Origin of the sequence: Bdellovibrio bacteriovorus (assembly GCF_041888015.1) — a bacterium.
In the GTDB taxonomy this organism is placed as follows: domain Bacteria; phylum Bdellovibrionota; class Bdellovibrionia; order Bdellovibrionales; family Bdellovibrionaceae; genus Bdellovibrio.
Genome location: NZ_CP168968.1, coordinates 2,614,039 through 2,626,109, shown reverse-complemented (window position 1 = coordinate 2,626,109; position 12,071 = coordinate 2,614,039). Strand labels below are relative to the sequence as shown.

Annotated in this window: 10 protein-coding genes; 7 read left to right on the top strand and 3 right to left on the bottom strand. The window is 49.1% G+C overall.

Annotation, left to right across the window (positions count from 1 at the left end):
* Window positions 1-157: 157 nt before the first annotated feature.
* The 6 genes from ACES2G_RS12500 (at window position 158) to ACES2G_RS12475 (ending at window position 5,298) form a co-directional block, all read left to right on the top strand.
* Window positions 158-817, top strand: coding sequence for a hypothetical protein (locus tag ACES2G_RS12500; protein ID WP_347359716.1), 660 nt, complete (start codon window positions 158-160; stop codon window positions 815-817).
* Window positions 808-1,827 carry a hypothetical protein gene (locus ACES2G_RS12495; RefSeq protein ID WP_374000356.1) on the top strand — a complete coding sequence of 340 codons (1,020 nt, stop codon included), beginning with the start codon at window positions 808-810 and terminating at the stop codon, window positions 1,825-1,827. Before ACES2G_RS12500 ends, ACES2G_RS12495 begins: the two co-directional genes overlap by 10 nt.
* Window positions 1,828-1,841: 14 nt before the next feature.
* A complete protein-coding gene (locus ACES2G_RS12490; protein WP_374000355.1) occupies window positions 1,842-2,381 on the top strand; it encodes a hypothetical protein in 540 nt (179 codons plus the stop codon).
* An 82-nt stretch (window positions 2,382-2,463) separates the two neighbouring features.
* Window positions 2,464-4,095 (top strand): hypothetical protein, encoded by a 1,632-nt coding sequence (locus ACES2G_RS12485; RefSeq protein ID WP_374000354.1) that lies wholly within the window; start codon window positions 2,464-2,466, stop codon window positions 4,093-4,095.
* The gene (locus ACES2G_RS12480; protein ID WP_347358960.1) at window positions 4,065-4,532 is read left to right on the top strand and encodes a hypothetical protein; all 468 of its coding nucleotides are present in this window, start codon (window positions 4,065-4,067) and stop codon (window positions 4,530-4,532) included. The genes ACES2G_RS12485 and ACES2G_RS12480 overlap by 31 nt, the downstream gene beginning before the upstream one ends.
* 319 nt (window positions 4,533-4,851) lie before the next feature.
* On the top strand, window positions 4,852-5,298 hold the full coding sequence (locus ACES2G_RS12475; RefSeq protein WP_347358961.1) for a hypothetical protein: 447 nt from the start codon (window positions 4,852-4,854) through the stop codon (window positions 5,296-5,298).
* A 136-nt stretch (window positions 5,299-5,434) separates the two neighbouring features.
* Here the strand turns inward: ACES2G_RS12475 and lpdA are convergent, their stop codons facing one another.
* The 3 genes from lpdA to ACES2G_RS12460 all read right to left on the bottom strand — a co-directional run bounded on the left by lpdA (window position 5,435) and on the right by ACES2G_RS12460 (window position 10,906).
* The gene (gene lpdA / locus ACES2G_RS12470) at window positions 5,435-6,844 is read right to left on the bottom strand and encodes a dihydrolipoyl dehydrogenase (protein ID WP_347358962.1); all 1,410 of its coding nucleotides are present in this window, start codon (window positions 6,842-6,844) and stop codon (window positions 5,435-5,437) included.
* 2 nt (window positions 6,845-6,846) lie between these two features.
* Window positions 6,847-8,106, bottom strand: a complete 1,260-nt coding sequence (gene odhB, locus ACES2G_RS12465; RefSeq protein WP_374000353.1) for a 2-oxoglutarate dehydrogenase complex dihydrolipoyllysine-residue succinyltransferase — start codon at window positions 8,104-8,106, stop codon at window positions 6,847-6,849.
* Window positions 8,107-8,200: 94 nt separating this feature from the next.
* Entirely contained in the window at window positions 8,201-10,906 is a 2,706-nt protein-coding gene (locus ACES2G_RS12460; protein ID WP_374000352.1) for a 2-oxoglutarate dehydrogenase E1 component, read from the bottom strand.
* Window positions 10,907-11,166: 260 nt separating this feature from the next.
* Here ACES2G_RS12460 and gpmA point away from each other — a divergent pair, with 260 nt between their 5' ends.
* A complete protein-coding gene (gene gpmA, locus ACES2G_RS12455) occupies window positions 11,167-11,913 on the top strand; it encodes a 2,3-diphosphoglycerate-dependent phosphoglycerate mutase (RefSeq protein ID WP_374000351.1) in 747 nt (248 codons plus the stop codon).
* The last annotated feature ends 158 nt before the right edge of the window (window positions 11,914-12,071 follow it).

Genomic DNA, 12,071 nt, shown 5'->3' with positions numbered 1-12,071 from the left:
GTAAGGATCAATGGAATTATTATACTGCGTCGTGTGTCATCTCGAATTTTGCGCTGAGCGACATTAGTATGCCGCGTTATCTATGCGAACAATCATTAAACTCATACTTTTTGCGTCCGTTTTCGCTCTTTTGTCGTGTCAGGCAAAAGAGCAGCTTGTGACTCGAGAAAGCCGTCTTTCTGAGGGGCATGAACTGATCGATCAGGGGCGCTACAATGAGGCTGTCAGCTACTTCAAACAGTTTGTACAGGAAGACCCTCATCCTCATGTGAAGATGGCTCTGGCGTCAGCCTATGCGGGGCGGGCGGGGATTCGCATCGAGAAGATCTATACGTTTGTGGTTCTACGGGACTTTCAAACCGAGATTGTGCCATTGGTGGGGCTTCCCCTGGATCAACAAACGCAACATCTTGTGAAGTCGTTGTCGCAATATGCTCGACACTGGAAGAAGGTGCCCTTGCTTTCAGAACGGGGACGGGATGATGTTTCGGCTGCTGTGGCGGTACTGGAACAAGAGTCCAATTCGGGAGCCCGGCTTTATTCGGCGGTCCTTCGTTTGGTTCTGTTAAGATCCGTCGTTGAGCAGGGGCTGCAGTCCTGGGGGCGGCTTCAAAAACACGGTCTGTGCTCTGATCAGCTGCAACCTTACTTTCAGTGGATGATTGATCTGACGGACACATTGATCTTTATCTCGCGAGATCTTCAACAGGCCTTTCCAGATCAGAAGAAAGAATATGCCAAATACGAAGCCGATCTTATTGCTTTCAAAGCAGAAGCTGAAACCGTTCCCTGGCCGCAGGAGAAAATATGCTTCTAAGAGCTTTTTTAAGCATATCTTTATTTATGATGGCGTTGTCTGCGGGGGCCGCGACTTATTCCCCGGCCTTGCGTGACGGTGGCAGCCGCTTTCTGGTCAGATCTTTGGGAAGTGTCTGTTATTCGATGGACAGCTTTCGTCGGGGACTTCCGTGCAATCCTGCGTTTGTCGCCAAAGAAAAGGCCCCGCGCTTTGATGCCGACCTGATGTTGGGAAGTAACATGGAATATCTGCGGGAAGCCGAAGAGCTTTTAGACGGCAAAAGTGATGAGCAGGCCGTTGCGAAACTTTTTTCCCGTCGCGAGATGGTGGATGGCGAGATCTCTGTCGAAGCGTCCTTTCAACGACCTACCTGGGGCATCTCGGTAGAGCCTTATCGTTTGGTGTATGTTTATCAATTTGAAAATGCGGCTCTTCCGATGGTGGATATGATTGCTTCGGAAGAACAAAGTATCAAGGCTCAGTTGGCAAGTTTCACATCTGGAAACTTCTACGCGGGTCTGCAATTGCGCTATACCCACATCAAGTACATCGGAAATTCATTTTCTGTCGCTGAAGCCATGGCGGGGGATAACGAAAAACTTTTTGAAATTCACAATCAGGATATTTTGTATGTTGAACCAGGTCTGCTTTACGCCTGGGAGGACGCCGTGTGGGAACCACAGATTTCTGCCATGTTGTCGCAGTGGGGAGTAAGTTCTAAGAAATCCGAGCAATATCCCATCCGACCCCAGGGGCTTTTGGGGGCGTCAGTGAAACCGGTGGTTCCTTTGGGTTTGCTGGAGGTCGGTGTGCAATTTCAAATTCACAATGAAACTGAGAATTTTCAAGACGCGGTGAGAGCGGCGATCACTTATCAATTGGGTCTTTTGCAAGCAGTATTAAGTGGTTCTCAGTACGATCAGTCTGCGGGTTTCCTGGCCACCTACAAAAACTTTTCCACCGGACTTTCTTATTGGAGTGAAAAACAGAATAAAAGCGTCTTTATTCAGTTCGGGGTGAGCTTGTGAAGTTTTTCTTGTTAATGATGATACTTCTGCTTTCCAATCCGTCATGGGCGCTTAAGCGAGAGGTGGCTTATCAGGGGACCGCCAGTTGGACGGAGTTTCGTCAGCATGTTCTGCATCAGCAGCAGGAAGATGAAAGGGCCGGAGTCGCCTATATGATTTCAGGGGCCGCTGCCGCGATAGGCGGGACGATCGCTTATCAGCAGTCGGAAGAAATCTTCAGCCGCACAATCTTTGCCATCACTTCCAACTTGGGGTTGGCAGCGATAGGACTTGGGGCGACTTATTATTGGACGGGGAATGAACTGGATTCCTTTTATTATGCCATCGAAGGCTCATCCTTAAGTCTAGCTGAACGCAATGAGGTCCTGCAAAGATTCCTGTTCAAGCAGCAGGAAGAAAAGCGCAAGGCCAAATGGATTCGCGTGGCCACCCACGCGCTGCTGGCCGCCGCCAATATTTATGGAGCGACTCAAGAAGAGAATAAAGAGATCAGCTCAGTTTTCTATTTCCTCGGTGGAGCCAACGCTCTACTGGCCGTGACCTACACCTTTTAGGTTTTTACTGGACTTTCGTTCATTCAGTTTTCAGCCAATTAAACAGATAAGAAGTTGATATTCCACTTGATAGGAGAAGCTAGTGCGACATTCAAGTACTTCTTTCTGGTTTTCCACATTCTGTTGCTGTGTGGCCTTTGTCGGCTTTGGCTGGTATCAGATTTCGTTGAATGAATCTCCGGAAACGGCAGGGACGGCTGATTTTGCATCAAAAGGTGCTTTGGAAACAGCAGAGCAGTGCGGGCCAGCTCGAAATTATTTTGCTAACGATCTTAAGAAGATGTCTGCTGTGTATGCAGGCAATCGCTCACGAGCGCAGCTTGGGACCAACAATCCTCCTAAAGAATGCGTGTCATTCATTATGCAAAACTTCATTCCTTTGAATGTCAAGTCGGGCGCTATTGCCCAGTGCCGGGGTGCCAAAGGGGAGCTGTTGTCGTCGCCAACCAAAGGTGCCGATAGCTTGGGCTTCCAGCCTCCGTGTACCACAGAGCCTTACGTGAACAGTGTTTACAATGCGCTGGTGGACGTGGGTGATTGTTTGAATATTCCTGTCAAAGAGCTTTTGCCAAAGCTTTATAATGAAAGTGGTCTGCATGTGAACACGTTGGGCGGTGGCTTTGACGCTGGCGTTGGGCAGTTGACGGTCAGTGCACTGAAAGAAGTGTTCGTTCGTTATAATATGGATGTAAAGCAACCTTCCACCTTGGACTGGTATATGAAGGAAATTGCCAAATCCAACAAAGAATCCTGCAAAAGAATCGTAGCTGAAAAAAGCGCTTACACTCTGGAAGTTCCTGCCGGGAAAAAGTTGTGTCTAGTTGGCGAATCTGAGGGGGCGGACTGCTATACTCCCTGGTCTTCGTCCAACCGTTGTGTGGTTATGACGGTGCCGTCCAACCCACTTCGGAATGTGCTCTTCACGGGGATTTTTTATCGTACGATGCTTAAAAATGCGACGGGTCTAAGTTACGGCGCAGGCAGTGATATCCTGAACGGTCGCATCTACAGAGAAGGCGAAGATTTGAATGGCTATATGGGTAAAGGCAACTATGTAGAACGCCTGCGCGCTTTGGGTGCCACTCATGCCAATTTGAATGTTATTAAGCAGATCCTGGTGTCATTGGGCTTTAATGCCGGTATTCAGAGCGGAAAGATCTATCTGGATAACTACATCAAGCAGAGAGAAGAAAAAAAGAAATATATCAAAAACGAAGATATCGACTTCCAAAATGTTAGCACGGGCAAATGGGCGATCGTGACTAATCTGCCGACGTTCTGGCGTGGTCTGGGTTCTGAGGAATCCGTTGAGTTCGACAAGGCGATGACCTCCCTGGAGGTTCTGCGTGAGCTGGGTGTGGATGTGGTGAAGGCTCAAAAGATGTACAAGGATCTTCGCCCTCACGTGCAAAGAGAAGTCAAAGCCATCAACGGCAATGCAAAACTGGATGAGGATTCTAAACAGAAAAAAATCAATGAGCTGAAGGTGAAATACGACAAATATCGCCATCCTCTATTGAGTGCCGTATTTGCCAAGTCTGATGAATTGACTTTGCCAGAGTATATGAGAATTGCGCATGCCTACGCGATCATCACCAACCCGAATGCGGGTGGTGCCCCTGGGTATCTGAGCTTTGTTGCCTCGAAACATAAGCAATTGGAAAAAGAGATGGGAGTTAAAGTATGTACAGCAGACCAATACTTGCAGTTCTAGGTTCAGTTTCAGTAGTTTTGCTGACATCGGCTTTTTCATTCCATGCACGAACACCATTCACAGGTGGTGGTGAGGCTGGTCCTGCCATGAAAGTGGCCGATGTGGTTCGCAGTGTTGATGGAAGTTTGAATGTGCTTAATCGACAAGTTCATTCCCGCATGCCAGCAAGTGCCAAAGTGGAGATTCTGAAACAAACTCTGTCCACGATTGAAGAGGTTCGTAAACAAAACTCTTTGCAGTCGGTGGATAAAGAGGTTTATTTGGATTATTCAACGGCGTCCTTGGAGCATGTTGCAACTGACAGTGATTTTTCTGTCGCAAAATGTCCCGAATATAAAGCCCGTGTTATGATCGACTTTGAACCCTATGCGGAGCATCGTCCGACGCACCCGGCTTTAAAAAGATCCTATGAAATCATAGAAGGCATCTGTTCTTAAGGCAGGCTGCTGAAAAAGGCCCATCCGACTTCGTTGTCGGGCGGCCTTCTCGCTCCGACGTGCATTGAGCACGCCTGCGCTGCGAGGGCCTACTCCGCCTTGCGGCTGAACCTTTTTGACCAGCCTTTATTTTTGTCTTACTGGGCCTTCTCGGTCACCTTACCATACAAGCTAAAATAGACGGTGTGCTAAAAAAGAGGGCGCCTTTATTTGTTTTTCTTCACTATTCATAATTAAAAAATCACCAGTATTTGGATTGCCACTGCCGTCGAGATTGAAAAACTTGGCATAACATAAGATAAAGATGCTGGAGGTAGTTATGAAAACGGTCGTCTTAAATATGGCAGTCTTGGGCAGTCTTTGCTTGGGGGCCACTTCAGTTTCTTACGGGGCTGGAGGGAAAGAGATCGCTATCTATAGCAACCGCAGTGTCCGTCAGCAAGTCGACACATTGGCGGAGCTTCTGGAAAAAGAAGTGAGTAAAGCCAAGAATAACCGGGATCGTTTTAGAGCCACGAATCGTGTGGTGGGTCAGATCAAAAGTCTGCGAGACAATAGTGTGCCTCAAGGGGCGCAGGACGAAGCGCACATGGATTTGATGGTCTCTATTCTGGAATCCCTGCCTTCTGAAAAGAGCTTCAAGAAGAAGGATTGTCCTAAGTATGAAAGTGATTTACTAAATCAATATGAGCCAACAGCAGAAGACGTTCCTCAAGAGCCCGCAGTTCAGCCAGCCTGGAAGATTCTCAATTCTTTGTGTCAGTAGATAAAAATATTTGGGGAATTTAATTGAAAAACCCACAGTCGGTGACTGTGGGTTTTGTTTTTGCTGCTTCATCTGAGTCGCCGGCCGGCGATTCAGCTCTGCCGGGCAGGGCCCGAAGCACTGCCCGCTGTCGCGGCTACATCTGGCGTTGGCGTTTTTCAACCGCAAGGGCTGCTTCACGTACAACTTCAGACAAAGTAGGGTGGGCGTGGAAGGATCTTGCCAGATCTTCGCTGCTGCCACCGAACTCCATGCAGACGATCACTTCGTGGATCAGTTCAGACACGCTTGGGCCGACCATGTGGGCGCCTAGGATTTTGTCTGTTTTCTTATCCGCGATGATTTTTACGAAACCTTCAGTGTAGCCTTTCGCGCGCGCACGGCCGTTGGCCATGAACGGGAATTTACCCACGTTGATTTCCATGCCTTTTTCTTTCGCGAATTCTTCAGTGATACCGACAGACGCAATTTCCGGGTGAGTATAGATCACACCTGGAACCGTGTCGTAGTTCACGTGACCTGCACCACCAGCCAGGATTTCTGCCAATGCCACGCCTTCTTCTTCCGCTTTGTGCGCAAGCATTGGGCCGGCAATAACGTCACCGATGGCATAGATGCCCGGCACGTTGGTTTGATAGTGTTTATCCACGATGATGCGACCTTGAGGGTCTTTTTGGATGCCCATTTCTTCGCAGCCAACGCCCGCAGAGAATGGTTTGCGACCCGTGGAAACAAGCACAACATCCGCTTTCATGGAGGATGCTTTACCATCAGTCAAAGATTCATAAGTCACTTCAACACCGTCGTTGCCAACTTTAGAACCAGTCACTTTCGTGGAAAGAAGGAAGCTCATGCCTTCTTTTTCCATGGATTTTTTAAGCACGTTCATGCAGTCCTGATCCATGGTGCCGCCCAGACGGTTGGCATATTCGATCACAGTGACTTTGGCGCCCAGGCGCTGCCATACCGAACCCAGCTCCAGGCCGATCACGCCACCACCCACAACGATCATGGACTTTGGAACCTGATCCAATGCCAGTGCGCCGGTGTTGGAAACGATACGTTTTTCATCGTACTTCAAGAACGGCAGTTCCACAGGAACAGAGCCGGTTGCGATTACGATATTCTTGGTCGTCAGGATTTGAGTGTTGCCGTCAGCACCTTTGACTTCCACTTTGCCAGCGGCGACGATTTTACCCATGCCGTTGAATGGAGTGATCTTGTTCTTTTTGAACAAGAAGGCGATGCCTTCGGTATTTGTTTTTACAACCTTGTCCTTGCGAGCCTGCATGGTTGGAAGATCCAAATCAACTTTGGACACTTTCACACCGTGAGCAGCCAGGTCGTGCTGAGCCGCTTGATAGTGCTCAGAACTTTCAAGCAGGGCCTTGGAAGGGATGCAACCCACATTCAGGCACGTGCCTCCGTAAGTTTTATCTTTTTCAATCACGGCCGTTTTAAGACCCAATTGAGCTGCACGAATGGCCCCTACGTAACCGCCGGGACCGGAACCAATAATAATAAGGTCAAATTGAGTGTCTGCCATGATTATACCTCTAGAAGCAATCTTTCAGGATCTTCGACAAGTTCTTTGATTTTAACAAGGAAGCTCACAGCCTCTTTGCCATCGATGATACGGTGATCGTAAGTCAAAGCCAGGTACATCATTGGACGGATTTCCACTTTGCCGTTGATCGCCATTGGACGATCCAGGATTTTGTGAAGGCCCAAGATAGCTGACTGCGGGAAGTTCAGAATCGGCGTGGAAAGCAAAGAACCGAACACACCACCATTGGTGATAGAGAACGTACCGCCACCCAGATCATTCGGAGTGATTTTACCATCACGGCCTTTTGCCGCCAGATCGCGGATCGCCAGTTCAATACCAGCCAAGGACAGTGTATCCGCGTCTTTCACGTTCGGAACCATCAAGCCCTTCTCGGTGGAAACCGCGATACCGATGTTGTAGTAGTTATGGTACTCAATATCGGTGCCGTTGATCCATGCATTCACAGCAGGGAAGTCTTTCAGCGCCTCAACAACAGCTTTTACGAAGAAGCCGTTAAAGCCCAGGTTCACGCCATATTTTTCTTTGAACTTGTCTTTGTATTTAGAACGAAGCTCCATCACCTTGCCCATGTCCACTTCGTTGAAAGTGGTTAGTAGAGCTGCCGTGTTTTGCGCCTCTTTCAGCTTTTCGGAAATACGCTTGCGGATGGTCGTCATCGGAACAAGCTTTTTGTCGCCTTGCTTGGACGCGGCAGCGGGCAGTGCTGGAGCGCCGGCCGGCGCGGAAGCTGGAGCAGCTTTCGGAGCCGCCGCTTTCGCTGCAGGCTGAGCTTCAAGAACGTCGCCTTTCGTCAGGCGGCCGTCTTTTCCAGTGCCTTGGATCGCAGCAGGGTCCAAACCTTTTTCATTTACGATTCTGTTAACAGCAGGGGACAAGTGAGCAGAAGCGTCCTTCCCGGCGGCAGCCGGCAGAGCTGCAGCACCGGCAGGTGCGGAAGCTGGAGCAGCTGCTTTAGGAGCTTCAGCGGCAGGAGCTGCTGCGCCCGCTGCCGGTTTTGCGTCTGTATCAAGAGTTGCTACTGTCGCGCCGATTTGAACAACCGCACCCGCTTCGCAGCCTGGGTTGATAGTCAAAACACCGTCGTTTTCCGCGACAACTTCCACGCTGGCTTTGTCGGTCTCAAGAAGCATCAAAACTTCATTGCGTTTTACAAAGTCGCCGGATTTTTTAGTCCAACTGCCGATGGTTGCTTCTGTGATGGATTCCCCAACCGCGGGAACTTTAATCTCTTGTTTCATGGCAACGTCCTTTTTTAAATCTTTCTAAAAATCAAATTACTCACTACTTCAGCTTCTGCGGCTGCCGCCGCGCCAGCTCTGTCGGCACGGCCGACTACTTACTGAACACAGCTTTTACGATTTCAGCTTGTTCGATTTTGTGTCTGTAGTTTGAACCTGTCGCTGGAGAAGATCTCTCCGGACGGCCCACATATTCAAAGCCCAGCTTCAGGCCGGCTTTGGATACGACATCAACAAACTTGAAGTACACGTTTTGGAAGGCACCCATGTTTTTTGGTTCTTCCTGAGCCCAAACCAAAGTCTTCGCTTTCGGATAGGACTTCAGAACTTCTGTTACCTGTGTTGCAGGGAACGGATAGATCTGTTCCAGGCGAACCAAAGCCACGTTTTCTTTTTTGGATTTTTCTCTTTCTTCCAAAAGTTCGTAGTAAAGCTTACCAGACACGAAAACGACAGTGTCCACTTTGGATTTATCGATAGTGTCAGCAATCACTTCCTGGAAGCGGCCTTTTGCCAATTCGTCAATTGTGGAAACGGCACGTGGATGGCGAAGCAAAGATTTCGGAGACATCACAACCAATGGTTTGCGGAAGTCTCTGCGAACCTGACGACGAAGAGCATGATAGATCTGAGCTGGTGTCGTCAGATTCACAACCTGCATGTTGTTTTGAGCACAAAGTTGCAGGAAGCGCTCAAGGCGGGCAGAGGAGTGCTCTGGGCCCTGACCTTCATAACCGTGTGGCAGAAGCAGAACCAGGCCGCTCATTTGCTGCCATTTGGATTCGCCCGCAGCCAAGTACTGGTCGATCACGATTTGCGCGCCGTTGACGAAGTCACCGAACTGAGCTTCCCACATCACCAAGGATTGTGGATCAAGAACGGTGTAGCCGTACTCGTAACCCATGACGCCGTATTCAGACAGGATGCTTTCAGCCACCAGCAATTTTGCTTTAGGGTTCAGGTCTGCCAATGGGAAGTAAGCTTTGCCATTTTTGAAGTCGTACATACCGGCATGGCGGTGAGTGAACGTGCCACGCACGCAGTCTTCACCAGTCAAGCGAACGTTGGTGCCTTCGGAAAGCAAAGAGCCATATGCCAAAAGTTCGCCCATACCCCAGTCGATGTTTTCTTTTCCAGCGCCCATGGCTTTACGAGCTTCCAGAAGTTTGATCAGTTTTGGGTGCGGAGTGAAGTCAGCAGGGTAGCTGCCAATTTTCTCGCCGATTTGCTTTAGTTTACCCAGATCGAAAGTGGTGTCTGCGGACTTTTCGAAATCAGCATCTTTGGCCTTGCGCAAACCCTTCCAGTTGCCCTCGAACTTGAAGTTCTTAAGTTTAGGCGGATTCTTTTTTGTTTCTTCAAAGATCTTTTGCAAACGATCCATCGCCTGGTTGTACAGGTCCTCGGACGCTTTCGCATCCACGGAGCCTTCGGCAGCAAGTTTTTTTGCAAACAGCTCGCGAACAGTCGCATGAGTTTTGATCAGCTCATACATCTGCGGCTGGGTGAAGGCCGGTTCGTCCCCTTCGTTGTGACCGAACTTGCGGTAGCACAGAAGGTTGATAACAACGTCTTTGCCGAATTCCTGGCGATAACGAAGAGCGATATCCATCGAGCGCACCGCGCTTTCAACGTCATCACCGTTCACATGCAGAACCGGCACGAAAGTCATTTTTGCGGTATCAGAAGCATAGCGGGTGGAGCGGGTGTCTTTGCCGCTGGTTGTGAAGCCAACCTGATTGTCGATGATGATGTGAATCGTACCACCGGTAGAGTGAGAGTGAACTCCCGCCATCTGCAAAGTTTCCTGAACGATCCCCTGACCGGCAAACGCCGCATCCCCGTGGATCAGAACTGGAACAACATTCTTTTTGCCGGAAGCGCCGATTTGATCCTGAGCCGCGCGAGCCATACCCAAGGCAACCGCATTTACAGTTTCCAAGTGAGAAGGGTTGTAGGCCAAAGTGACTTTGCAAGAACCTGTCGCTGTTTTCTTTTCAGTGACATAACCCAAGTGGTACTTCACGTCGTTGTCGAAATCTTCGATCGGCTCGGCCAGCTCCAACGGACCGTTGAAGTCGCCGAAAACGTATTCTTCTGGCTTGCCGAAGAAGTTCACCAGAATGTTCACACGACCACGGTGAGCCATGCCAACGTAAACTTCCTGAACCTGTTGAGTTGATCCTTTGTTCACCAGCGTGTCCATCATTGGCAGGATGGAATCAGCACCTTCCACAGAGAAACGTTTTGTTCCTACGTAACGGGTGTGGACGAACTTTTCCAAAGTTTCTGCTTTAGTCAAAGAGGCCAGCGCATTTTTCTTATCATCCAAGGAAAGCTTCGCTGGATTGCCTTCAAACTGCTGAGTCAGCCATTGAACTTCTTTCGGGGACGCATCAGCGGCTTGCAAAGAAAGAGTTCCGCAGTATGTGGCTTTCAGGTGGTTGATGATGTCGCTCAAAGTGGCGTTGGCTTTTCCGATCACGGAACCGATTTGGAATTTCGCTGTCAGATCTTTTTCTGTCAGACCGAAACGTTTCAAGGAAAGAAGCTCGCCAGCTTGAGGAGTGTACAGAGGATTCAGGTTCGCTTCAGTGTGTCCATCAGCGCGATAGGCTTGGATCAGTTGGAAGACAGCCAGTTCTTTGTCGGACATGCCGAACTTGCCACCTTGGGCAAACTCAACACCTTCAAAAAAACTTTTCCATTCAACTGCCAGTGAATCCGGATTCGCTTTGAAATCAGAGTAGAGTTGTTCGATGTATTCTAGATTTGCACTGTTGATGCCACTGTTGCTCACGATATAACCTCAAACTTCACATTGGTTGAGCGGGCGGTTAAACAAACTATCTCTGCATTTCTCGTCGTCGACGTACAGAGAGTACGCCTTCCTCCTGATGCCTTGATATAGTTTGTTTAACCGTCCGCTAGCGCTCGCTAATTTTTCAAAAAGTTGGGGATTTGACACGTCTTAATGCGCAGCAAAACGCCCAGCTTTTGATGTTATTTAAAACGCTGTCATGATAGCTCTTTTTCTATCCAAAATGAAGGAGTTTAAACGTGTATAAGTTGGTGCTAATTCGACACGGCGAAAGTGTGTGGAACCAGGAGAATCGCTTCACTGGCTGGCAGGACGTAGATCTTTCCGAGAAAGGTCGAGCGGAAGCTCTAAAGGGCGGTAAAGCTCTTCGTGAAAAAGGCTTCAATTTTGACGTTGCATACACAAGCGTGCTCAAAAGAGCGATTAAAACTCTGAATTTCGTGCTCGATGAGGTTGATCAGGTGTGGCTTCCTGTCCACAAAGATTGGCGTTTGAACGAAAGGCACTACGGAGCACTCCAAGGTTTGAATAAGGCCGAGACTGCGGCTCGTCATGGCGAGGAGCAAGTGAAAATCTGGCGTCGTAGTTACGACACTCCGCCACCCCCAATGGAGGTGACTGATCCTCGTCACCCAAGCCACGACCCCCGATACAAGGGTGTTGATGCCAAACTTTTGCCTAGCAACGAGTCTTTGAAGGACACCGTTGCTCGCTTCCTGCCGTTGTGGGATGGCACGATCGCACCTGCTGTAAAATCAGGCAAAAATGTGCTGATCGTGGCTCATGGCAACAGTTTGCGTGCCTTGATGCAGCATTTGGAGGGGATGACTCCTGACGAGATCATGGGAGTTAATATGCCGACCGGGATCCCAATGATGTATGAGCTGGACGCCAACCTGAAGGTTCTGAAAAAGGAATTCATCGGCGATCCGGAAGAAGTGAAGGCGGCCATCGAAGCCGTCGCCAATCAAGGCAAGGCCAAATAAGTGTTCCCTGAAGGCTCCGAGAGGAGCCTTTCTTTTTTGTCATGCGGGTTTGATACATAAAATGTTTTGAAGTGAGACAAAACTCACTCTGCTGAGTCATCTTTCCCCTGTCTTTTCTTAAGTTTGATACGATTAATGTCGATACAAGAGACAGGAGA